This is a genomic window from Herbaspirillum sp. (assembly GCF_017744395.1).
Classification (GTDB): Bacteria; Pseudomonadota; Gammaproteobacteria; order Burkholderiales; family Burkholderiaceae_D; genus Herbaspirillum.
Genome location: NZ_JAGIBI010000003.1, coordinates 498,793 through 520,844, shown reverse-complemented (window position 1 = coordinate 520,844; position 22,052 = coordinate 498,793). Strand labels below are relative to the sequence as shown.

Below are 22,052 nucleotides of genomic sequence, written 5' to 3'. Positions count from 1 at the left end.
GAATTTCCCGGAATTCTAATTCACATACGAATTCAAATGCAACATTGTATTTGAATTCACCGATGCTAGAATTCGCCCCATGACACGCCAACGACTCAGCCGTGAACAAAGCCGTGAGCAGACCAGGGAAAGGCTGCTGGAGGCGGCGCACGCGGTTTTCACGCAAAAGGGATTCCCGCTGACCAGCGTGGAGGACATCAGCTCTGCCGCGGGCTATTCGCGCGGCGCCTTCTATTCCAACTTCGACGACAAGAACCAGCTGTTCTTCGAACTGCTGCGCCGCGAAGGCGAAAGCATCGACCAGGAATTCCGCCGCATGCTGGGCGGCCCGGTCGACGACCCGGCCGCCCTGGAAGAAGCTGTTGCCGCCCATTACTCCCGGCTATACCAGGGGGACAAGTGCAGCCTGCTGTGGATGGAGGCGCGCATCGTCGCCTTGCGCGACGAGAAGTTCCGGGCTGAACTCAACGGTTTCCTGGAAGAGCGCTATCGCCAGATCGCCGGATTCGTCGAGATGTTCTCCAAACTGACCGGCACCGAGACCGCGGCGCCGCCGCGTGAAATCGCCATCGGCCTGATGGCCTTGTGCGAAGGCGTGAGCTTTGCGCACCGCTGCGCGCCGGACATGGTGGATGACAAGACGGCTGAATCGGTCTTGTCATGGTTCCTGAAGGCATCCATTACGGCGCGCGCTCCCGCCGCGCCCGAACCCAAACCAAAACGGGAAACACCGATGGGCAAACCGGCGGCGAAAAGAAAAAAAGCGGCCTGAGGCGCGTTGCGCGCCTTTCCTTCAAACAGCCGAACTTATCGCGACGGCATCGCAGAAAGTCAACTTGGGCGGCGCCGCCAGCAGGGAGTCAAAACGGTCGAGCTGTTCCTTCGCCGGCGCGTACTGCAGATGCGTTTCCCAGGCGGCCTTGTCCGCATAGTATTCGTAAAGGATGAACCTGCCCGGATCGCCTTGAGGGCGCTGGACCGCGTAAAAGAGAATGCCGGGTTCGGCCCGGGCGGATGCCGCCAGCGAGCGCAGGACGCTTTCCAGCTCAGCGGCCCGCGCCGCATCGGTTTCAAGTTCGACTAACAATACAAACATGGTTCGGCTCCATCGGTTTATTGATCGGGAGCCGGCAGCATGCCGGGTCAGCGCAAGGGCGTATTGTAAAAATGCGTCTTGTCGCGGGCCAGCCGCAGATAATGCCCGGGCGCCATCCCCACCCGGCGCCGGAAATCATGGATGAAATGGGCCTGGTCGAAATAACCGCAAGCCAGCGCGGTATCGGCCACGCCGGCCGAGGGGATGATCATCAGTTGGCGCACCGCCCGCTGGAACCGGATCAGGCCCTTGACCTCGCTCGGGGACTGGCCGCTGAACTTCTGCCAGCGGCGTTCGAATTGCCGGCGCCCGAGGTTCGCCCCGCCGGCCAGCGCATCGATCGACAACGCCGTGCCTTGCCGGTAAAGCAGACCCATCGCCTGCTCGACCGGCAAGTCTTCCGACTCCGTCCGCAGATGGCGCAGCAGGAAGCGCTGGAGCAGCGCGATTCGCTCCCGGTGGCCGGCTGCGCCGGACAGCTGCTGCGCCAGCCGCGTTCCCGCCACACCCCACAGGTCATGCACGCAAAGCCGGCTATCCGCCAGTTCATTGGCAGGGAGATTGGTGAACCGGCGCAGCATGCCGATCTTGAAGCGGACGGCGACGAAACCGATGCCGGACGCCGGGGACAGCGGAATCGGAGTATTGCGGATGCAGAACAGATGCCCCCGGTCGACGGCGGCCGGCGGTCCGCCCCGGGTTTCGATCCGGAACGGTTCGCCGTAGTGCACATAAAGCTCGGCGCCCGTGCCGGGCAGCAATGTCGGCAGGCGGACGGGTTCCGGGGACACGCTCTCCCAGCCCCACAGGCGATCAATGAAGGGGCTGAGTGCCGCATGCGGATATTGGTGAAATATTTTCACGGGAAACAAGGATGGCTGGCCGCCGGAGCAATGTTTTCTATGTACTGGCGCCGTGCCGTGCAAACCATCCGTTCCGGCGTCCATTCTTTGATCATAGCGGCAATCCCCTGCCTGCGGCCATGGCCGGGCGCATGCCCAATCCAAGCCGCCATCGGACGTCTCCCCATTTAATTGGCAAAGAATAAATTCTAATTTTCACCATATCGATGCAAAAACACCCAAAACGCACCAACACCGGATGCAATACGCACCATAAACAATCGTTTATGCACCACTTTTTGGCATAATTAAAGGTTACCCCGCAACCACAAACAGCCAGAGAGTCCTTCATGAAGTACCAGTCAGTCGGCCAGTTCCTCGAAGAAGTGGCGCAACGCAATCCCGGCCAGCCAGAATTCCTGCAGGCGGTCACCGAAGTGATGGAGAGCCTCTGGCCTTTCATCGGCAAGCATCCGAAGTATGCGGAAAGCGCCTTGCTTGAACGCTTGGTCGAACCCGAGCGCATCATCCAGTTCCGCGTGAGCTGGACCGACGACAAGGGCCAGGTGCATATCAACCGCGGCTTCCGCATCCAGCACAGCATGGCCATCGGCCCCTACAAGGGCGGCCTGCGCTTCCACCCGTCGGTGAACCAGTCGGTGCTGAAGTTCCTGGCATTCGAACAGACCTTCAAGAACGCGCTGACCACGCTGCCCATGGGCGGCGGCAAGGGCGGCGCGGACTTCGATCCCAAGGGCAAGAGCCCGGCCGAAGTGATGCGCTTCTGCCAGGCCTTCGTGGCCGAACTGTTCCGCCACGTCGGCCCCGACACCGACGTCCCGGCCGGCGACATCGGCGTGGGCGGGCGCGAAGTGGGCTTCATGGCGGGCATGTACAAGAAGCTGTCCAACACCGCGGGCAGCGTGTTCACCGGCAAGGGCCTGTCGTTCGGCGGCTCGCTGATCCGCCCCGAAGCCACCGGCTACGGCACCGTGTACTTCGCCCAGGAAATGCTGGCCACGCGCGGCCAGTCGTTCAAGGGCAAGACAGTATCGGTTTCCGGCTCTGGCAACGTGGCCCAGTACGCCGTGGAAAAAGCCATGCAGCTGGGCGCCAGGGTCGTCACCGTCTCCGACTCCTCGGGCACGGCCTATGACCCGGAAGGCTTCAGCGCCGAGAAGCTGGCCCTCCTGATGGACATCAAGAACCACCACTACGGCCGCGTCAGCGACTACGCCGCCAAGGTGCCCGGGGTGCAATTCCTGGCCGGCCAGCGCCCGTGGTCGATCAAGGTGGACGTGGCGCTGCCCTGCGCCACCCAGAACGAGCTGGACCTGGACGACGCCAAGGCGCTGATCGCCAACGGCGTGCAGTGCGTGGCCGAAGGCGCCAACATGCCCTCGACCATCGAAGCGGCCAAGGCCTTCGAAGCCGCCGGCGTGCTCTACGCGCCCGGCAAGGCATCCAACGCCGGCGGCGTGGCCACCTCGGGACTGGAGATGAGCCAGAACGCCATGCGCATGTCCTGGACCCGCGAGGAAGTGGATGCGCGCCTGCTGCAGATCATGCAAGGCATCCATGCCGCCTGCGTGCAGTACGGCAAGCGCGAGGACGGCACCGTCAGCTACATCGACGGCGCCAACGTGGCCGGCTTCGTGAAGGTGGCCGATGCCATGCTGGCGCAGGGCGTGATCTAAGACCCTGCTCCAGCCCGACTACTTCGCAATCCCCATCCGGCGCCATGCCGGGTGGGGATTTTTCTTTCCTACCGCAATGCCGCCGCGTCCGGCACCACCGTGGCGTAACGGTCGGCCAGTTCGGCCAGCGCCGCGCGCTGCAGGTCGGCCGCCTTGATCGGCGCGCCGCCCAGCGGATCGGGCAAGTCGCGGGTGGCGCAGGCGGCGGCCACCACGGTCGATGCGTAGCCATGGTCCAGCGCCGAACGCGTGGTGGCGCTGACGCACATGTGGGTGGCGAAACCGGCGATCACCAGCGACTTGCGGCCGGTCTTCTTCAGTTCGGCGTCCAGCGTGGTGCCGGCGAAGGAATTGGGCAGGCTCTTCACGATGACCGTTTCGCCATCCTGCGGCCGCACGCCGTCGATGATGGCCGAGGACGGCCCTTGCGGATCGAACAGCACGCCGCCCGGCTTGCCGTGATGGACGATGTGGATCACCGGCGCGCCGGCGGCACGCGCCTGGCGCAGCAATTCGGCGACCTGCGCGAGCGCGGCGTCGATGCCGGCCAGCGGCACCTTGCCGGTGGTGTACTCGGCCTGGTGGTCGATGACGACCAGGGCGGCTTCCTGCCACGTCGGGATGCGCGGCGCGGCGCCGGCGATCTGGTTCAGGGTCTGGGGGATGCTCATGGCGGCTCCTCTGTGTCGGTGGATGGTGAAGCCATCTTAGGCTAGTAAAATACGCACACCAATTCCCTAAAACTGCCAGCCGACTGTGAAAAAATCATCAGCCCCGCCTTTGGCCGCCAGCGCTGCCGCCCTGCCCGACTGGGAAGGCCTGCGCACCTTCGCCGCCTTCATCGAGTCCGGCAGTTTCTCGGGCGCGGCGCGGGCGTTGGACCTGACGCACGCCACCGTCAGCCGCCGCCTCCAGTTGCTGGAACACGCCATGGGTGCGCCGCTGTTCACCCGGCGCGGCGGCGATACCGAACTGACCCGGCTGGGCGAGACCGTGCTGGCGGCGGCGCGGGCGATGCGGGAACAGACCGCGCAGCTGGCGCGCACGCTGGCCGGCGAAGACCTGCGGCTGGAAGGCAAGCTGCGCATCGCCGCCACCGATGCCTTCGGTTCGCTGTTCCTGGCGCCGCGGCTGCCGTCGCTGCTGCAGCGCTGGCCCAATCTCGACGTGGAATTCACGATGGGCCACCAGACCGTCAGCCTGGCGCGGCGCGATGCCGACCTGGCGATACGCTTCGCGCGGCCGCAGGACGGCGAGCTGATCGCGCGCCCTCTGGGCAAGCTGGCGTATTACCTGTGCGGCACCGCCGAGGTCGTGGCCGCCTGGCGCGAGAATCGCAAATCCGCGCCCTTCGTCGGTTACGACGACGGCGTGCCCGACATTCCCGAAACCCTGTGGCACAGCGCCCACGCCGCCGGCAATCCGGTGCGCCTGCGCAGCGCCAGCCTGGCCGCGCAATGCATGGCCGCGCGCGCCGGCGTAGGCCTGGCGCTGCTGCCGCGCTACCTGCTGGCGCCGGAGCTGGTGCCGGCCGAACCGCAGGTGCAGCTGGAGCGCGAACTGTGGGCGGTGTTCCACCGCGACCTGAAAGCCGTGCCGCGGCTGCGGGCGGTGCTGGACTGGCTGGAGCAGTGCTGCCAGGATCTTTGAATGCGCAAACCGGCAACATTGCCGCAAAGACATTATTTCCAGCGCCCACCCGCTCCGCCAAAGCCGCCTCGGGCGGGCTCCGCAAGGCTTCCGGTGCTATAATCGCCAGCCTTTGAGGAATGGTCCGCCCACCGCGCCGGCATCGTATCTGATGCCCTGCGCCGCGCCCGCCGGCCACGCTGCCGGCCCGCCTCCCTTTGCCGGCGCCCGCATCCCACATGCGTCTTCCCTTGCGTCCCACGCTGGATTGAGATTTATGCAAAAGAAAATATTCATCAAAACCTTCGGCTGCCAGATGAACGAGTACGACTCGGACAAGATGGCCGACGTGCTCAACATCGCCGAAGGCCTGGTCAAGACCGACCGCCCGGAAGAGGCGGACGTGATCCTGCTCAACACCTGCTCGGTGCGCGAAAAGGCGCAGGAGAAGGTGTTCTCCGACCTGGGCCGCCTGCGCGCGCTGAAGAAGAAGAACCCCGACCTGCTGATCGGCGTGGGCGGCTGCGTGGCTTCGCAGGAAGGCGAAGCCATCGTCAAGCGCGCGCCGCACGTGGATATGGTGTTCGGCCCGCAAACCCTGCACCGCCTGCCGCAGATGATCAGCGAGCGCCGCTACACCGGCCGCCCGCAGGTCGACATCAGCTTCCCCGAGATCGAGAAGTTCGACCACCTGCCTCCGGCGCGCGTGGAAGGCGCCACCGCCTATGTCTCCATCATGGAAGGCTGCAGCAAGTACTGCAGCTATTGCGTGGTGCCTTACACCCGCGGCGAGGAAGTCTCGCGCCGCTTCGAGGACGTGCTGACCGAAGTGGCCGGCCTGGCCGAGCAGGGCGTGAAGGAAATCACGCTGCTGGGCCAGAACGTGAACGCCTACCGCGGCGCGATGGAAGACGGCGAGATCGCCGACTTCGCGCTGCTGATCGAATACATCGCCGAGATGCCCGGCATCGAGCGCATCCGCTTCGTCACCAGCCATCCCAAGGAATTCTCGCAGCGCCTGATCGATACCTACGCCAAGGTGCCCAAGCTGGTCGACCACCTCTACCTGCCGGCGCAGCATGGTTCCGACCGCACGCTGGCGGCGATGAAGCGCGGCTATACCGCGATCGAGTACAAGTCGGTGATCCGCCGCTTGCGCAAGGTGCGCCCCAACATCACGGTGTCGTCCGACTTCATCGTCGGCTTCCCCGGCGAGACCGAGGAGGATTTCGAAGCGCTGATGAAGCTGATCGACGACATCGGCTTCGATAACAGCTTCTCCTTCGTCTTCAGCGCCCGTCCCGGCACCCCGGCCGCCAACCTGGCCGACGACACGCCGCAGGAAGTCAAGCTCAAGCGCCTGCAGCGCCTGCAGGCCGTGATCAACGACAACGTCGCCAAGATCAGCGAAGCCATGCTTGGCAGCGTGCAGCGCATCCTGGTGGAAGGGCCGTCCAAGCGCGATCCCAGCGAACTGCAGGGCCGCACCGAGAACAACCGCGTGGTCAACTTCGACGGCGGCCCCAACGGCGCGCGCCTGGTCGGCCAGATGGTCGACGTCACCATCCTGCAGGCCTTCCCGTTCTCGCTGCGCGGCGAAATCGTCGTCAAACAATAACCAGACAAGATACCGGACCCTCATTGAAAAAGATCCCCAACCAGCCGCACCACTTCATTCCGCAACCGCTGGACAACCGGCGCCTGGCCAACCTGTGCGGCGCGCTGGATGAAAACCTGCGGCAGATTTCCAACGCGCTGGACGTGACCATCTTCCGCCGCGGCGACCGTTTCGTGGTCACCGGCAGCAACGCCGAGCGCGCGGTGGAAGTGCTGGAGCGCTTCTACCAGTTGGCCGACCGCGCGGTGTCGCTGGACGACGTGCAACTGGCGCTGGTCGAGCAACGCGCCAGCGCGGCCGCCGATGAGGAAGCCGGCCTGCCGCCGGCCGCCGCCGGCGTGCGCCGCGCACGCAAGGCGCAGGCGCCGAATAAGGACGACCGGGAAGACGCCGTCCCCGACGAGCACGCGCTGCCCGACAGCCCGATCCTGAAAACCCGCAAGCACGACCTGCGCGGCCGCACGCCGCACCAGAGCCAGTACCTCAACGCCATCCTGGAGCACGACATCACCTTCGGCGTCGGCCCGGCCGGCACCGGCAAGACCTACCTGGCCGTGGCCTGCGCGGTGGATGCGCTGGAGCGCGACGCGGTGCAGCGCATCGTGCTCACGCGCCCGGCGGTGGAAGCCGGCGAACGCCTGGGCTTCCTGCCGGGCGACCTGGCGCAGAAGGTCGATCCGTATTTGCGCCCGCTGTACGACGCGCTGTACGACCTGCTGGGCTTCGACCGCACGCAGAAGCTGTTCGAGAAGCAGGCCATCGAGATCGCGCCGCTGGCCTACATGCGCGGCCGCACGCTCAACCACGCCTTCATCATCCTGGACGAGGCGCAGAACACCACGCCGGAACAGATGAAGATGTTCCTGACCCGCATCGGCTTCGGCAGCAAGGCGGTGGTCACCGGCGACGTCACCCAGGTCGACCTGCACCACGGACAGAAGAGCGGCCTGGTGGATGCGCTGGCGGTGCTGCACGATGTGCGCGGCATCGCCTTCTCGCGCTTCACCAGCGCCGACGTGGTGCGCCATCCGCTGGTGGCGCGCATCGTCGACGCCTATGACGCCGCCGGCAACGCCAAGCCCGATACCGCCCGCGCCACCGCGCGCGCCGCCACCAACCTGCTGACCAAATCCGCCAAGCCACGCCATGCCAAAACCTAAGCTGACGCTGTCGGTGCAATACGCCGACGACCGCCTGAAAGACACCATCACCCGCCCCATGCTGCGCCGCTGGGTGCAGGCCGCGCTGTTTGCGCCGGCCGAACTGACGCTGCGCTTCGTCGGCAGCGAAGAAGGCCAGGAGCTGAACCGCGACTATCGCGGCAAGGACTACGCCACCAACGTGCTGACCTTCGCCTATACGGAAGACGAAGACAGCGAAGTGACGCAAGCCGACATCATCTTCTGCACCGACGTCTTGCAGAAGGAAGCCGCCGAGCAGAACAAGAGCATCGAGGAACACATTGCGCACCTGGTGGTGCACGGCGTGCTGCACGCCCAGGGCTACGACCACGAAGAGGAAGAGGAAGCGGTCGAGATGGAAGCGCTGGAAACCGAGCTGCTGGCCGGACTGGGATTCGCCGATCCTTACAAGCAGCGCTGATTTCTTGCCGTTTTCATATTGTTTTTCTCCATCGTCGCCCCGGCCGAAATCCGGGCGACGATAAAAAGGCGGAACAGCACGTTTCCGACATACAACATCCGGCAATTGCCGCTGTTTCGCTGTTTTGTCATATAAGTGTTGTATCCTATGGCCTTCGAAACTACGTCGGGCTAGCGCCTAACGCCATGCAAGAACACCCTAGTAGCGTCAAGTCTGACGCTAAACCCCACCGTTCATTGTTTGAACGCCTCACCGCACTGATTTCCCCCGAACCAGAAAACCGCGCCGAGCTGCTCGAAGTGCTGCACGACGCGCATGAACGCAACCTGATCGACGCCGACGCCCTGTCGATGATCGAAGGCGTGTTCCAGGTCTCCGACCTGGCCGCGCGCGACATCATGGTGCCCCGCTCGCAGATGGACACCATCGACATCAGCAAGCCGATCGATACCTGGATGCCCGATGTGCTGTCGACCTCGCACTCGCGCTTCCCCGCCGTGGACGGCGAGCGCGACAAGGTGGTCGGCATCCTGCTGGCCAAGGACCTGCTGCGCTACTACGCCGAAGAATCGTTCGACGTGCGCGACATGCTGCGCCCGGCCATCTTCATCCCCGAATCCAAGCGCCTCAACGTGCTGCTGCGCGACTTCCGCGCCAACCGCAACCACATGGCCGTCGTGGTCGACGAATACGGCGGCGTGGCCGGCCTGATCACTATTGAAGATGTGCTGGAACAGATCGTCGGCGACATCGAGGACGAATACGATTTCGACGAAGCCGAAGACAACGTGCTGGCCCTGAAGGACGGCCCCAACGGCGCGCGCTGGCGCGTCAAGGCGCTGACCGAGATCGAGCAGTTCAACGAAGAAACCGGCAGCCATTGCGCCGACGAGGATGCCGACACCATCGGCGGCCTGGTCGCCAATCACCTGGGCCGCGTGCCGCGCAAGGGCGACGAGTTCGACATCGACGGCCTGCATTTCGAAGTGCTGCGCGCCGACGCGCGCCAGGTGCACGTGCTGCTGGTCTCCATGCTGCCGCCCGCGGCGGCGCAAGACGAATAATCCCGCCCGCACTGCCCAGCGTGAACTCCCCCGCCCCCAACAACACTCCCGGCCTGCGCGGGGATGCCGCCGCGCCCGGCCGCATCGCCGGCGCGGCCGCGCTGCTGCTGCCGGTCCTGGCCGGCGCGGCCAACGTCTTCGCGTTCGCCCCTTTCAAGCTGTGGCCGCTGCAAGTGATCGCGCTGGCCTGGCTGTTCCACCAGACCATCGCCGCTCCCGCGGCCACTACCCGCAGGCACTTCCTGCAAGGCTGGCTGTACGGCTTCGGCTGGGCCGCGGCCGGGGTGCACTGGCTGTACATCAGCATGCACGACTACGGCGGCATGCCGGCCTGGATGGCGGCGCTGGCCGTGGCGCTGCTGGCGCTGTACCTCGGCCTGTATGCGGGCGGCGCCGTGGCGCTGGCCGGCCTGCTGCGCCGGCACTGGTCGTCGTCGTCGCTGATCATGGGCCTGCTGATGCTGCCGGCGCTGTGGGCCTTGTCGGAATGGGCGCGCGGCTGGATCTTCACCGGCTTTCCCTGGCTGGTGTCGGGCTATGCGCATACCGCCGGGCCGCTGGCCGGTTTCGCGGCGGTGGGCGGCGTCTATGGTGTGGGCTGGATCGCCGCGCTGGCGGCCGGCGCGCTGGCGCTGCTGTGGCAGGGCCTGGGCCGCAAGGGCAGCGCCGGCGGCGCCCTCCGCATCGGCGTGCCGCTGGCGACGCTGCTGGCGCTGGGCGCGCTGGGCCTCTTGCTGCGCCAGGTGGCATGGACCACACCGCAGGGCGAACCGATCTCGGTACGGCTCCTGCAGGGCAATATCCCGCAGGAGATGAAATTCTCCAACGATGCGCTGGTGTCCACGCTCACCATGTACGAGCAGATGATCACGGCCGAACCGGCCGACCTGATCGCCACCCCGGAAACCGCCATCCCCTTGTTGCCGCAGCAATTGCCGCCGGACTACCTGGCGCGCCTGGTGCGCTTCGCGCAAACCAGCGGCAGCCACCTGGCGCTGGGCATCCCGCTGTCGGACGCGCCCATGCAATATGCCAATTCAGTGCTGGGCTTCGGCCCCGAAACCGGTTCAGCCGCCTCGCCTTATCGTTATGACAAGCACCACCTGGTGCCTTTCGGCGAATTCATCCCGCTGGGATTCCGCTGGTTCGTCGACATGATGCATATCCCGCTGGGCGACATGACGCGCGGCGCCCCCGTACAGCCGCCGTTCGCCGTGGGCGGCCAATGGGTGCTGCCCAACATCTGCTACGAAGACCTGTTCGGCGAGGAAATCGCCGGCCAGCTGCGCGACGCCTACCGCGCCGGCCAGCCGCAGGCCAGCGTGCTGCTGAACCTGTCCAACATCGCCTGGTTCGGCAATTCGATCGCCCTGCCCCAGCATTTGCAGATCTCGCAGATGCGCACGCTGGAAACCGGCCGCCCGATGCTGCGCGCCACCAACACCGGCGCCACCGCCGTGATCCTGCCCGGCGGCGCATTGCAGGAACTGGCGCCCTATACGCGCGGCACGCTGGCGGCCAAGGTACAGGGCTATGCGGGCCAGACGCCCTATGTTCTGCTGGGCAACAAACTGGCAGTCGGCCTGGCCCTGCTGATGCTGCTGGTGGCCTGGGGCCACAACAAGGCGGCGCGCATCCGGCACTGATCCCCGCGCCGAACCGTTTCAAGGCTGCAAACGGTTCGGCCCCGCCAGCATCCGTCCATCCCGAAACCGGGTCAAACAGGCCAAAAGACGCTAAAATTCAAGGTTTTAGCAATTCCTCGCCGGTTCCACCAGGCAACCACACAAGATGCTGACATTTCAACAAATCATCCTCAAGCTGCAAGAATATTGGGACGCCCAAGGCTGCGCGCTGCTGCAGCCCTACGACATGGAAGTCGGCGCAGGCACTTCGCACACCGCGACCTTCCTGCGCGCGATCGGCCCGGAGCCGTGGCGCGCCGCCTATGTGCAGCCCTCGCGCCGCCCCAAGGACGGCCGCTACGGCGAGAACCCCAACCGCATGCAGCACTACTACCAGTACCAGGTGGTGTTGAAGCCGGCGCCGGAAAACATCCTCGACCTGTACCTGGGTTCGCTGGAGGCGCTGGGGCTGGACCTGAAGCAGAACGACGTGCGTTTCGTCGAGGACGATTGGGAAAACCCGACCCTGGGCGCCTGGGGCCTGGGCTGGGAAGTGTGGTTGAACGGCATGGAAGTGACCCAGTTCACCTACTTCCAGCAAGTCGGCGGCCTGGACTGCAAGCCGGTGCTGGGCGAGATCACCTACGGCATCGAACGCCTGGCGATGTACCTGCAGGGCGTGGAAAACGTCTACGACCTGGTGTGGACCGAATGGACTGAAAACGGCGTCAAGAAGAAGCTGACCTACGGCGACGTGTTCCACCAGAACGAAGTCGAGCAGTCGACCTTCAACTTCGAGTACTCCAACACCGAGTTCCTGTTCTCGCTGTTCACCAACTACGAAGCCGAAGCCAAGCGCCTGATGGAAGTGCCGCTGGCGCTGCCGGCCTACGAGCAGGTGTTGAAGGCGGCGCACACCTTCAACATGCTGGACGCGCGCGGCGCCATCTCGGTCACCGAGCGCGCCGCCTATATCGGCCGCATCCGCAACCTCTCGCGCGCCGTGGCGCAAGCCTATTTCGAGTCGCGCGAACGCCTGGGCTTCCCGATGCTGGGCGCGGACGCGGCCAAGGCCGCCGCCTGAGCGCGGCGGCAGCCGCATACGACAGAACCGGCGCCTGACATCGCAGGCGCACCGAGCAAGACAGCAAGACATACAACATGAACCAAACACTTCTCGTAGAACTCGTCACCGAAGAACTGCCGCCGAAAGCGCTGGCCAAGCTGGGCGACGCCTTCGCCGCCGGCATCTTCAACGGCCTGCAAAGCCGCGGCTACCTGGAAGCCGATTCCGCCGCCACCGCCTACGCCACGCCGCGCCGCCTGGCGGTGTCCGTCACCAACGTGCGCGCCGCCTCGCCCGACAAGGCGATCCGCGAAAAGGTACTGCCGGTGTCGGTCGCGCTGGATGCCGAAGGCCGCCCGGCCGCGCCGCTGGTCAAGAAGCTGGCCGCGCTGGCCGCCCAGACCGGCGCCCCCGTGATCACGCCCGACCAGCTGGAACGCGCCCAGGACGGCAAGGCCGAAAGCTTCTTCTACACCTACACCGCCAAGGGTTCGGCCCTGGCGCAAGGCCTGCAGGCGGCGCTGGAAGACACCGTCGCCAAGCTGCCCATCCCCAAGGTCATGAGCTACCAGCGCCAGTTCGGCCGCGCCGCCGGCGAGACCGTGCATTTCGTGCGCCCGGCGCATTACCTGGTCGCCCTGTTCGGCGAGGAAGTGCTGCCGCTGACCATCCTCGGCCTGGACGCCAGCCGCACCACGCTGGGCCACCGCTTCCTGTCGCAGGGCGTGCTGCAGATCACCTCGCCGCAACAGTATGTCGAGACGCTGGCCACGCAAGGCCGCGTCATCGCCAGCTTCGCCGAGCGCCGCGAAAAGATCCGCGCCGCGCTGCTGGACAAGGCCGGCGCCGACCAGGTGCTGATGCCCGACAGCCTGCTGGACGAGGTCACCGCGCTGGTCGAGTGGCCGGTGGTCTACGAATGCAAGTTCGAAGACGAATTCCTGGCCGTGCCGCAGGAGTGCCTGATCCTGACCATGCAAACCAACCAGAAGTACTTCGCGCTGACCGACGCCAACGGCAAACTACGCTCACGCTTCCTGATCGTCTCCAACCTGGAAACCGCGCATCCAGAACACATCATCGGCGGCAACGAGCGCGTGGTGCGCCCGCGCCTGTCGGACGCAAAGTTCTTCTTCGAGCAGGACAAGAAGAAAAAACTGGCCGACCGCGTGCCGCTGCTGGCCAACGTGGTCTACCACAACAAGCTGGGCAACCAGCTGCAGCGCACCGAGCGCGTCCAGGCGCTGGCGGGCAAGATCGCCGGCCTCCTGGGCGGCGACGTGGCGCTGGCCGAACGCGGCGCGCTGCTGGCCAAGGCCGACCTGCTGACCGACATGGTGGGCGAGTTCCCCGAGCTGCAAGGCATCATGGGCACCTACTACGCGCGCCATGACGGCGAAGCCGAAGAAGTCGCGCAGGCCGCATCCGAACACTACCAGCCGCGCTTCGCCGGCGACGCCCTGCCGGCCACCGCGACCGGTACCGCCGTGGCGCTGGCCGACAAGCTGGAAACCCTGGTCGGCATCTGGGGCATCGGCCTGCAGCCGACCGGCGACAAGGACCCGTTCGCGCTGCGCCGCCACGCCCTGGGCGTGCTGCGCATGCTGGTCGAAAAGCGCCTGCCGCTGTCGCTGCCGGCGCTGGTCGACGCTAGCGCCGCGCTGTTCGCCGGCAACGCCAACTTCAAGGACCCGCGCGCCGACGTGCTGGCCTTCCTGTACGACCGCCTGCGCGGCCTGCTGCGCGAGCGCGGCTTCGCGCAGAATGAAGTCGAGGCGGTGGTAGCGCAGCAGCCGGCCGTGCTGGACAACGTGGTCGAGCGCCTGGACGCGGTCAAGGCCTTCGCCGCCCTGCCCGAAGCCGAAGCGCTGGCCGCGGCCAACAAGCGCATCACCAATATCCTGAAGAAGATCGAAGGCGTGGCCATCGACGGCCACGGCCAGGTGCAAAGCAGCCTGCTGCGCGAAGCCGCCGAGCAGGGCCTGTATTCGGCCATGCAGCAGTCGCGCCCGCAGGTCGAGGCGGCCTATGCCAAGGGCGATTTCGCCGGCGCGCTGAAGGCGCTGGCCCAATTGCGCGAGAACGTCGACGCCTTCTTCAACGATGTGATGGTCAACGCCGAAGACGAGCAGTTGCGCAAGAACCGCCAGGCATTGCTGGCCGAATTGCACGGCATGCTCAACCAGGTCGCCGACATCTCCAAGCTAGCCGCGTAATAGCGTAATAAATACCCAGGCACGACCGATACCGGGAAAATCCGCCGCGCATGGCCCCGTGCCTGCGCGGCGGATTTCATGAAGGGAAACCTAGCGCATGAAACTGATCATTCTCGACCGCGACGGCGTCATCAACCACGACTCCGACGCGTTCATCAAGTCGCCCGACGAGTGGATCCCGATCAAGGGGTCGCTGGAAGCCATCGCCCGCCTGAACCAGGCCGGCTACCGGGTGGTGGTCGCCACCAACCAGTCCGGCGTGGCGCGCGGGCTGTTCGACATCAAGACCCTGAACGCCATCCACCAGAAGATGCACACCGCGGCCCAGCAGGTCGGCGCCGACATCGACGCCGTGTTCTTCTGCCCGCACTCGGCCGACGACAACTGCGATTGCCGCAAGCCCAAGCCCGGCATGTTCCTGGAAATCGCCAAGCGCTTCGGCATCAGCCTGCGCGGCGGCGTGGCCACCGTGGGCGATTCGCTGCGCGACCTGCAGGCCGGCTTCGTGGCCGGCTGCGCGCCTTACCTGGTGCTGACCGGCAAGGGCGAGAAAACCAACGCCAAGGGCGGCCTGCCGCCCGGCACGCTGGTCTATCCCGACCTGTCGGCGGTGGTCGATTTCATCCTCAAATCGCCGGTCGACGTCTCGGTATAGCCGTCCGTTCCATCACAACAACATGCTGCGGCATGGGAGAAAGTATTTTGCGCCTTATCCTGATTCTGCGTTCCGTGCTGTTCCTGGTCCTGATGGCGGTCGCCACCATCATCTGGTCGTTCGCCTGCCTGCTGTCGGCTCCCTTCCCATATAAGCTGCGCTACTGGTGGACCTCGCGCTGGAACGTGTTCGTCCTGTGGGCGGCCCGGACCGTCTGCGGCATCCGCTACCAGGTGCGCGGCGATGAAAACCTGCCGGATGCGCCGGCGATCCTGCTGTCCAAGCACCAGTCGGCCTGGGAAACCATCTTCTACGTGCTGCACATGCCGCGCCCGCTGGTGTATGTGTTCAAGAAGGAGCTGACCTACATCCCCTTCTTCGGCTGGGGCATCGGCCTGTTGCGCATGATCCCGATCGACCGCAGCAAGGGCCGCGACGCCTTCGCGCAAGTGCTGGAGCACGGCCGCCGCCGCCTGCGCGACGGCCAGTGGATCATGATGTTTCCCGAAGGTACGCGCACCAAGGTAGGCTCGCAGGGCAAGTACAAGGCAGGCGGCTCGCGCCTGGCGGTGGAAACCAACACGCTGGTGGTGCCGATCGCCGTCACCTCCGGCGAATGCTGGCCCAAGGGCACATTCATCAAGAAACCGGGCGTCATCCAGGTATCGATCGGCAAGCCGATCTCGCCGGAAGGATTGACACCGGCCGAACTCAACGCACGGGTTGAAAATTGGATAGAATCCGAAATGCGCGTGATTTCGCCGGACGCATACAAGAACAGCGCGCCCCGGCAGGCTGCAGATTCCACCCAACCTTAGCAACTGCACTATCAGGACGCCGCGACTCCCTTGAAACTGCTTCGCAAACCCAAGCCCAATCCGAACCAGCTTTCGCTGCAACTGGATTTGTTCGCTCCGGAGCCGGAGCAGGCCGGGTCGCCAGCATCCCCATCCGTCATTCCCGCCGCCGAACTCGGGCCTGCCTTGCCGTCGCCGACGGTGCAGCCGCCGCTGATCGTCACGCCCGCGCCGGTAGTGCACGCCGCACCACTGCCGCCGCCCGTCATCGCCGCTCCGCCGGTCCCCGACAACACCCTGGTGCCGCCCCCGGCGGGCCGCCCGGCCGACGGCAAGCGCCGCATCCAGTTGGGCGAGCACACCCTGGACTACGCCCTGCTGCGCTCCAAGCGCCGCACCATCGGCTTCCTGGTAAGCGATGAAGGCTTGCGCGTGACCGCGCCTAAGTGGGTGACGATCGCCGAGATCGAGAACGCCGTCCGCGAAAAGCAGCGCTGGATCCTGGCCAAGCTCAACGAGCGCCGCGAGCGCTCGGCGCGCCGCCTGCAGCCGCAGATGCAATGGCGCGACGGCGCCACCCTGCCCTACCTGGGCCACGACATCACGCTGCGCATCCGCGCCGGCCAGCGTTCCGGCGTACAACTCGATGAGGAAACGCGCGAACTGAACGTCAGCCTGCCCGCCGACGCCAGCGAGCAGCAACTGAAAGACCGCGTACAAGGCTGGCTGCAGGCGCGCGCCGAAGAACTGTTCGGCAAGCGCCTGATCATCTACGCCGAAAAGCTCGGCGTCACCTACCGCTCCTACGCGCTGTCCTCGGCCACCACCCAATGGGGCTCGTGCACCGCCGACGGCCGCATCCGCCTGAACTGGCGCCTGATGCATTTCGCCCTGCCGCTGATCGACTACGTCATCGCGCATGAGCTGGCGCACCTGCGCGAAATGAACCACGGCCCGCAGTTCTGGGCCACGGTGCAATCGATCTTCCCCGAATTCGAACTGGCCAAGAAAGCGCTGCGCGACAGCGCACCGGAGACCTTGCCGATCTTCTGAGCGTCCTCCGCCATACCGCCGGACCAAGAAAAAATGCCGCTGCGAATCACTTCGCAGCGGCATTTTCCCGTTACAGGCCTCGGCTCGGCTGACTGGTATTACGCCATGACCGAAACCAGCTTGAACGTATCGACCAGTTGCGCCAGCTTGACCGACTGCTGCCGCATATCCGACGCCGCAGCTGCCGCTTGTTCGACCAGGGCATAATTTTCATGGGTGACGCTGTCCATTCTCGCAATCGCCTGGTTGACATGCTCGATCCCCTGGCTTTGCTCCTGGCTGGCGGAGGTGATCTCATCCATGTAGCCCGCCACTTGCTGCACCGATGCCATGATCTCGTCCATGGTCTTGCCGGCGCCGTCGACCAGCTTGCTGCCCGCTTCGACCTTTTGCGCGGAATCGTCGATCAGCTCCTTGATTTCCTTGGCGGCGCTGGCCGAACGTTGCGCCAGGCTGCGCACTTCCTGGGCCACCACCGCGAAACCGCGACCTTGCTCTCCGGCCCGGGCGGCCTCCACGGAGGCATTCAACGCCAGGATATTGGTCTGGAAGGCGATGCCGTCGATCACGCCGATGATGTCGCCTATCTTGCGCGAACTGTCCTTGATCACGGCCATCGTGTCGATCACTTCCCCGACGGCTTGTCCGCCGCGGGTGGCGATATCGGAAGCCGATGCGACCAGGTTGTTGACATCGTGCGCATTGTCCGCGTTCTTGCGCACCGTGCTGGTCAGCTCTTCCATGGAAGCCGCCGTCTCTTCCAGCGAGCTCGCCTGCGACTCGGTCCGGGACGACAGATCGGCGTTGCCGCTCGCGATTTCGCTGGCGCCGTAATTGACGACCTCGGTGGCTTCCTTGATCTGTCCGACCAGCAGTTTCACGTTGGTCTGCAAAACGCGCAGCGACTGGACCAGCCGGGTCAGCTCATCGTCGCCTTCGGCCATGATCTTCCCGGAAAGATCGCCGGCGCTCATCCGCTCGATGTCATTTCGCACGCGTTCCATCGGCACCACGGTGGCGCGATGGAGCAGGTATCCGAACAGCAGGCTCGATACCAGCCCCGCCATCGCGGCTCCCGCCGACCAGGTGTCGAATGGCTGGCCGGCCAATGCTGCCGCGGTCAGGCTGGCGGCGAACAGCAGCATCAGCAAGCCGGATGACAATACGATCTTGGAGCGGATCGAGCACGCGCCCCAGAAATTGAAGTGCCGGAAAAACGACCGCTTGACGACGGCGCCCTCATGAATCTTGAGAGACTTGTTGCCGTTCCTGATTTCGGCATAGGCACGCTCGGCCTCGATCACCCGTTCCCGGCTCGGCTTGACCCGGATCGACGTGTAGCCGACGATCTTGCCGTTCTCCAGCATCGGCGCGGCGTTTGCCTCGACCCAGTAATGGTCGCCGTTCTTGCAGCGGTTCTTGACCAGGCCGGTCCATGCCTTGCCGCTCTTGATGGTGCGCCAGAAATCCGCAAACGCTTCGGCCGGCATGTCCGGATGGCGCACGATATTTTGCGGCGCCCCCATCAGTTCCTCGGCGGAGAATCCGCTGATGTTGATGAAATCCTGGTTGATATAGGTGATGTTGCCGTACAGGTCGGTTTTGGAAACCACGGTTTCCCCATCTTGAAGAATGTACTCGACGTTGGTGACTGGCAGTCTGTTTCGCATGGTGCTACCCCCTGACGATGGTTGACTTGTTGAAAGCGGAATTGCTCGCATGTCGTGGCAGCTGGCGCCTGGTTCCGGGTTATTTCCCGGTCGCCCGAATTGCCGTTCCATGCAACAAGTTCAGTGTAAAAGTCGGGGGCGATCGGCCACACCTGACAAGAACGAAAGCAGGGGCTCCCCTTGTAGTTCCAGTACGAAATTGATTCGTTGAAGAAATGGATAAGAAAGCTTGAAGCCAGTGTCTGCGCGGCTCTGAAGGTAGATCGCATGGATTGCGCCGACATGGGACTCGTCCCAGTCATTGCGTACGCGATTCAGGAATGCGCTTACGCGGCCTCGTCGTCCGAAACCGGAGCGCCCATGAAAAACGCCGCAGCGGAAACATCCGCAGCGGCGTTGATTGCCGGCCGGCTCACCCCATCGGGAAGGATGGCCGCTTATTCCAGCTTGAATTTCCCGACCAACAACGCCAGGTTGCTTGCCTGCCCTTTCAATGCATCGGCCGCCGCCGCGGCCTGTTCCACCAATGCCGCATTTTGCTGGGTGGTCTGGTCCATCTGGGTGATGGCATTGTTGATTTCGTTGATGCCGCCGCTTTGCTCGTGCGTGGCGGCGCTGATTTCGCCGACGATATCGGTCACGCGTTTCACGCTGGCCACCACCTCGCCCATCGTCGCGCCGGCGCGGTCGACCAGTTGGCTGCCGGTGCCGACCTTCTCCACCGAGTCGTCGATCAGTTCCTTGATCTCCTTGGCGGCAGCGGCCGAACGTTGCGCCAGCGAACGCACTTCGGAAGCCACCACGGCGAAGCCGCGCCCCTGCTCGCCGGCGCGTGCGGCCTCCACCGCGGCGTTCAATGCCAGGATGTTGGTCTGGAAGGCGATGCCGTCGATCACGCCGATGATGTCGGCGATCTTGCGCGAGCTTTCGGTGATGCCTTCCATGGTCTGCACCACCTGCCCCACCACTTCGCCGCCCTGGCTGGCGATCTCGGAAGCGGATACCGCCAGTTGGTTGGCCTGGCGCGCGTTGTCGGCGTTCTGTTTGACGGTGGAGGTCAGTTCCTCCATGGCCGAAGCGGTCTCTTCCAGCGAACCGGCCTGCTGCTCGGTACGCGAAGACAGGTCGAGGTTGCCGGTGGCGATTTCCTGCGAAGCGGTGCTGATGGCGTCGGTTCCCTGGCGCACTTCGTTGACAATGTTCTTCAGGCTTTCGCTCATCGCCCGCAGCGCTTCCATCAGGCGGCCTGTCTCGTCGCGGCTGCCGGCGCGGATATGCATCGCGAGGTCGCCCCCGGCCACGCGTTGCGCGACCTCCACCGCCTCCCGGAGCGGACGCGACACGTTGCGCCCCACCACCATCGCCAGCGCGAAGGCGATCAGGACGGCCGCCGCCAGCAGGCCGAAGATCAATGTCCTGGCGCCCCGATAGACGCCGGTGGCGGCCTGGTCGGCGCGCGCGCCGCCTTCGCTGTTGACTTTCACGATCGCGTCGAGACTGGCGACCATGCCGCGAAACAGCTTTTGGGATTCGCCGTTGAACAGCGCCCGCGTTTCGTCGTATTGCTGGTTGGCCGCCATCTCGGCCAGTTGCTTGTCTATTTCGATATAGGCGGCGAAGCTCTTGGCGAACTGCGCGTATTGCTCTTTTTCAGCCGGCTCCGAAATCAGCTTCTCGTAGGCCGCGCGCTGTTTGGCGATGATCTCCAGGCGCGTCTTGATCGCGGTGTTTGCGGCGGTACGCTCGGCGGGCTGCACCGCTGTCACCAGTTCCAGTTCGGAAATGCGCATGCGCGGCAGCGATCCTTGTATTTCCCGCGCCGCTTCGATCGACGGCAGCCACCTGCTGACGATTTCCGAAGAGGCCTTGTTGACTTCCTTGAGCTGGATAACAGCGAACAAGCCGAGCAGCACGGTCAGCGCGATCACCGCCGCGAAGGACAAGGCCAGCTTTTTCGCGATGTTCAGATTGTGGAACCAGTTCATGTCATCCTCGAATTTCTATTTATATAATTTTTGAGGGGCGATCCCGGACGTCCCTGCGTTGCCGGGCGCGGCAGGAAACCTGGAGCGAGCGTCCAAGGAATGGGAATCTCGTGAGAATGGACCGGATCGACGCCCCGTTCTGACTTGGCTTATCCCGGTACTTGTACTGCAGGTTCCGGCGCGCCTTCCCTCGTCGGCTCGCCGGTCATCGCATCATTCCGGCATGGCTGACCGAAATAACAGTGAATGGTAAATAGTCGAACAATGTCTTTCCAATGAATTAAATCGCAAAGCCCATGCGCGATTCGATATCACTTGCCGGCGAAAAAAATGCCCGGTTCAGCCAGGCTGAATCGGGCATGTTCAAGGAATCCGGCCGGCGGCACCGATGGCCGCCGCGGCGATGGCGCGTCAGTCCGGTGCGCCTGAGTGTTCTTTTTTCTGGATGAACTCGATCTTGTAGCCGTCGGGGTCCTGGACAAACGCAATCACGGTCTTCCCGTGCTTCATGGGGCCGGCTTCGCGTGTGACCAGGCCGCCTTTCTGCTTGACGGCGTCGCAGGCGGCGTAGGCATCCTCGACTTCGATCGCGATGTGTCCATAGCCGGTGCCGAGGTCGTAGCTCTTGGTGTCCCAGTTGTGGGTCAATTCGAGCACCGTGTGGTCGCTCTCGTCACCGTATCCGACAAATGCCAGGGTGAACTTGCCGTCCGGGTAATCATTGCGGCGCAAGAGCTTCATGCCCAGCACCGTTGTGTAGAAATCGATGGAACGATCGAGATCGCCTACGCGAAGCATCGTATGCAGCATCCTCATTTGGCTCTTCCTTATGTGGCTGATTATGGCTAATGGCAACCGGCGCATTATCGTACATTTGGCCTCGGGGCGCTGGCGCATGGCCGCGGGTTCGGCAACGCAAAACGGGCAAGCCGCGAAGCTTGCCCGTTTTCTTCCCACTGGTTTCCGGCGCGATCAATCGTCGTCATCGCCCCAGCGGTCACGATAGCGATAGCTGCGCACCACGGTGCGTTCGACATAGCGCGGCGGCGGTGCGTAATAGCGCGGCTGCTCGTAATACACGCGCTGGGGAGCTTCGTAGTACAGCGGCTGCGGGGCTTCGTAATATACCGGCTGCTGCGGCGGCGCCTGGTAGACCGGTGCGGAATTGGCGTTGGCGATCAGCGAACCGATGGCGACAGCGCCGATGATGCCGGCGGCGATGGCGACGCCGTTGTTGCCGCCGCGGTCATGCGCCATGGCGGGCGTGCTGACGGCGGCGGCCGTTGCGAGCAGTGTGGTTGCGATCAGAACCGTTGCGATTTTTTTGCTGGCCATGATTGGCTCCTGTCTAGAACTCATTTCATCAATAGGCGTGAGTGCGAGCGAGTCCCGTTTGGGATGAAGTGCAAGGCGCGAACTTGGGTCAAGACTGGGCGT

The 22,052-nt window shown here is 64.5% G+C and carries 20 protein-coding genes; 13 read left to right on the top strand and 7 right to left on the bottom strand.

All coding sequences use genetic code 11. The features are described from left to right. The first annotated feature begins 79 nt into the window (after nucleotides 1-79). Complete coding sequence (locus J7548_RS11210) at nucleotides 80-772, top strand: TetR/AcrR family transcriptional regulator (RefSeq protein WP_290974605.1); 693 nt, start codon at nucleotides 80-82, stop codon at nucleotides 770-772. A gap of 21 nt (nucleotides 773-793) precedes the next feature. On the opposite strand, the gene J7548_RS11205 is transcribed toward J7548_RS11210, so the two are convergent. Together J7548_RS11205 and J7548_RS11200 are read right to left on the bottom strand one after the other, a co-directional pair. Further along, complete coding sequence (locus J7548_RS11205; protein ID WP_290974602.1) at nucleotides 794-1,096, bottom strand: putative quinol monooxygenase; 303 nt, start codon at nucleotides 1,094-1,096, stop codon at nucleotides 794-796. A gap of 47 nt (nucleotides 1,097-1,143) precedes the next feature. Beyond that, a complete protein-coding gene (locus tag J7548_RS11200; RefSeq protein WP_290974599.1) occupies nucleotides 1,144-2,043 on the bottom strand; it encodes a helix-turn-helix domain-containing protein in 900 nt (299 codons plus the stop codon). A gap of 245 nt (nucleotides 2,044-2,288) precedes the next feature. On the opposite strand from J7548_RS11200, the gene gdhA reads away from it, so the two are divergent. Further along, nucleotides 2,289-3,635, top strand: a complete 1,347-nt coding sequence (gene gdhA, locus J7548_RS11195) for an NADP-specific glutamate dehydrogenase (RefSeq protein WP_290974596.1) — start codon at nucleotides 2,289-2,291, stop codon at nucleotides 3,633-3,635. 68 nt (nucleotides 3,636-3,703) lie between these two features. On the opposite strand, the gene J7548_RS11190 is transcribed toward gdhA, so the two are convergent. Next, the gene (locus J7548_RS11190) at nucleotides 3,704-4,306 is read right to left on the bottom strand and encodes a cysteine hydrolase family protein (protein WP_290974593.1); all 603 of its coding nucleotides are present in this window, start codon (nucleotides 4,304-4,306) and stop codon (nucleotides 3,704-3,706) included. A gap of 109 nt (nucleotides 4,307-4,415) precedes the next feature. Here J7548_RS11190 and J7548_RS11185 point away from each other — a divergent pair, with 109 nt between their 5' ends. The 11 genes from J7548_RS11185 (at nucleotide 4,416) to J7548_RS11135 (ending at nucleotide 16,960) form a co-directional block, all read left to right on the top strand. After that, complete coding sequence (locus tag J7548_RS11185) at nucleotides 4,416-5,285, top strand: LysR family transcriptional regulator (RefSeq protein ID WP_290974591.1); 870 nt, start codon at nucleotides 4,416-4,418, stop codon at nucleotides 5,283-5,285. Nucleotides 5,286-5,541: 256 nt separating this feature from the next. Further along, the gene (miaB, locus tag J7548_RS11180) at nucleotides 5,542-6,882 is read left to right on the top strand and encodes a tRNA (N6-isopentenyl adenosine(37)-C2)-methylthiotransferase MiaB (protein WP_290974589.1); all 1,341 of its coding nucleotides are present in this window, start codon (nucleotides 5,542-5,544) and stop codon (nucleotides 6,880-6,882) included. A 23-nt stretch (nucleotides 6,883-6,905) separates the two neighbouring features. Then, nucleotides 6,906-8,042, top strand: a complete 1,137-nt coding sequence (locus J7548_RS11175; protein ID WP_290974587.1) for a PhoH family protein — start codon at nucleotides 6,906-6,908, stop codon at nucleotides 8,040-8,042. After that, on the top strand, nucleotides 8,029-8,484 hold the full coding sequence (ybeY, locus tag J7548_RS11170) for an rRNA maturation RNase YbeY (RefSeq protein ID WP_290974585.1): 456 nt from the start codon (nucleotides 8,029-8,031) through the stop codon (nucleotides 8,482-8,484). Before J7548_RS11175 ends, ybeY begins: the two co-directional genes overlap by 14 nt. Nucleotides 8,485-8,669: 185 nt before the next feature. Beyond that, a complete protein-coding gene (locus tag J7548_RS11165) occupies nucleotides 8,670-9,548 on the top strand; it encodes a transporter associated domain-containing protein (protein WP_290974581.1) in 879 nt (292 codons plus the stop codon). A 20-nt stretch (nucleotides 9,549-9,568) separates the two neighbouring features. Beyond that, complete coding sequence (lnt, locus tag J7548_RS11160; protein WP_290974578.1) at nucleotides 9,569-11,194, top strand: apolipoprotein N-acyltransferase; 1,626 nt, start codon at nucleotides 9,569-9,571, stop codon at nucleotides 11,192-11,194. A gap of 145 nt (nucleotides 11,195-11,339) precedes the next feature. After that, entirely contained in the window at nucleotides 11,340-12,257 is a 918-nt protein-coding gene (gene glyQ / locus J7548_RS11155) for a glycine--tRNA ligase subunit alpha (RefSeq protein WP_290974575.1), read from the top strand. A 77-nt stretch (nucleotides 12,258-12,334) separates the two neighbouring features. Continuing rightward, nucleotides 12,335-14,455: a glycine--tRNA ligase subunit beta gene (gene glyS, locus J7548_RS11150; protein ID WP_290974573.1), complete on the top strand. Its 2,121-nt coding sequence runs from the start codon at nucleotides 12,335-12,337 to the stop codon at nucleotides 14,453-14,455. A gap of 97 nt (nucleotides 14,456-14,552) precedes the next feature. After that, the gene (gene gmhB / locus J7548_RS11145; RefSeq protein WP_290974570.1) at nucleotides 14,553-15,110 is read left to right on the top strand and encodes a D-glycero-beta-D-manno-heptose 1,7-bisphosphate 7-phosphatase; all 558 of its coding nucleotides are present in this window, start codon (nucleotides 14,553-14,555) and stop codon (nucleotides 15,108-15,110) included. 32 nt (nucleotides 15,111-15,142) lie between these two features. Next, the gene (locus tag J7548_RS11140) at nucleotides 15,143-15,928 is read left to right on the top strand and encodes a lysophospholipid acyltransferase family protein (RefSeq protein WP_290974567.1); all 786 of its coding nucleotides are present in this window, start codon (nucleotides 15,143-15,145) and stop codon (nucleotides 15,926-15,928) included. Nucleotides 15,929-15,958: 30 nt separating this feature from the next. Further along, on the top strand, nucleotides 15,959-16,960 hold the full coding sequence (locus J7548_RS11135; protein WP_290974565.1) for a SprT family zinc-dependent metalloprotease: 1,002 nt from the start codon (nucleotides 15,959-15,961) through the stop codon (nucleotides 16,958-16,960). Nucleotides 16,961-17,058: 98 nt separating this feature from the next. Here J7548_RS11135 and J7548_RS11130 read toward each other — a convergent pair whose 3' ends face one another. The 4 genes from J7548_RS11130 to J7548_RS11115 all read right to left on the bottom strand — a co-directional run bounded on the left by J7548_RS11130 (nucleotide 17,059) and on the right by J7548_RS11115 (nucleotide 21,950). After that, entirely contained in the window at nucleotides 17,059-18,630 is a 1,572-nt protein-coding gene (locus J7548_RS11130) for a PAS domain-containing methyl-accepting chemotaxis protein (protein ID WP_290974562.1), read from the bottom strand. A 437-nt stretch (nucleotides 18,631-19,067) separates the two neighbouring features. After that, nucleotides 19,068-20,615 carry a methyl-accepting chemotaxis protein gene (locus J7548_RS11125; RefSeq protein WP_290974560.1) on the bottom strand — a complete coding sequence of 516 codons (1,548 nt, stop codon included), beginning with the start codon at nucleotides 20,613-20,615 and terminating at the stop codon, nucleotides 19,068-19,070. Between the two features lie 411 nt (nucleotides 20,616-21,026). Continuing rightward, nucleotides 21,027-21,431, bottom strand: coding sequence for a lactoylglutathione lyase (gene gloA, locus J7548_RS11120; RefSeq protein WP_290974558.1), 405 nt, complete (start codon nucleotides 21,429-21,431; stop codon nucleotides 21,027-21,029). 156 nt (nucleotides 21,432-21,587) lie between these two features. Further along, nucleotides 21,588-21,950, bottom strand: a complete 363-nt coding sequence (locus J7548_RS11115) for a hypothetical protein (RefSeq protein WP_290974556.1) — start codon at nucleotides 21,948-21,950, stop codon at nucleotides 21,588-21,590. Nucleotides 21,951-22,052: the final 102 nt, after the last annotated feature.

Excerpts from the sequence above, each read along its gene's own strand:
- ybeY (WP_290974585.1), top strand. The coding sequence starts at position 8,029 with ATGCCAAAACCTAAGCTGACGCTGTCGGTGCAATACGCCGACGACCGC.
- gdhA (WP_290974596.1), top strand. The coding sequence starts at position 2,289 with ATGAAGTACCAGTCAGTCGGCCAGTTCCTCGAAGAAGTGGCGCAACGC.
- gloA (WP_290974558.1), bottom strand. The coding sequence starts at position 21,431 with ATGAGGATGCTGCATACGATGCTTCGCGTAGGCGATCTCGATCGTTCC.
- J7548_RS11165 (WP_290974581.1), top strand. The coding sequence starts at position 8,670 with ATGCAAGAACACCCTAGTAGCGTCAAGTCTGACGCTAAACCCCACCGT.
- J7548_RS11210 (WP_290974605.1), top strand. The coding sequence starts at position 80 with ATGACACGCCAACGACTCAGCCGTGAACAAAGCCGTGAGCAGACCAGG.
- J7548_RS11140 (WP_290974567.1), top strand. The coding sequence starts at position 15,143 with ATGGGAGAAAGTATTTTGCGCCTTATCCTGATTCTGCGTTCCGTGCTG.
- J7548_RS11200 (WP_290974599.1), bottom strand. The coding sequence starts at position 2,043 with ATGGACGCCGGAACGGATGGTTTGCACGGCACGGCGCCAGTACATAGA.
- J7548_RS11190 (WP_290974593.1), bottom strand. The coding sequence starts at position 4,306 with ATGAGCATCCCCCAGACCCTGAACCAGATCGCCGGCGCCGCGCCGCGC.
- J7548_RS11115 (WP_290974556.1), bottom strand. The coding sequence starts at position 21,950 with ATGGCCAGCAAAAAAATCGCAACGGTTCTGATCGCAACCACACTGCTC.
- J7548_RS11130 (WP_290974562.1), bottom strand. The coding sequence starts at position 18,630 with ATGCGAAACAGACTGCCAGTCACCAACGTCGAGTACATTCTTCAAGAT.
- J7548_RS11205 (WP_290974602.1), bottom strand. The coding sequence starts at position 1,096 with ATGTTTGTATTGTTAGTCGAACTTGAAACCGATGCGGCGCGGGCCGCT.
- glyQ (WP_290974575.1), top strand. The coding sequence starts at position 11,340 with ATGCTGACATTTCAACAAATCATCCTCAAGCTGCAAGAATATTGGGAC.
- J7548_RS11125 (WP_290974560.1), bottom strand. The coding sequence starts at position 20,615 with ATGAACTGGTTCCACAATCTGAACATCGCGAAAAAGCTGGCCTTGTCC.
- miaB (WP_290974589.1), top strand. The coding sequence starts at position 5,542 with ATGCAAAAGAAAATATTCATCAAAACCTTCGGCTGCCAGATGAACGAG.
- gmhB (WP_290974570.1), top strand. The coding sequence starts at position 14,553 with ATGAAACTGATCATTCTCGACCGCGACGGCGTCATCAACCACGACTCC.
- glyS (WP_290974573.1), top strand. The coding sequence starts at position 12,335 with ATGAACCAAACACTTCTCGTAGAACTCGTCACCGAAGAACTGCCGCCG.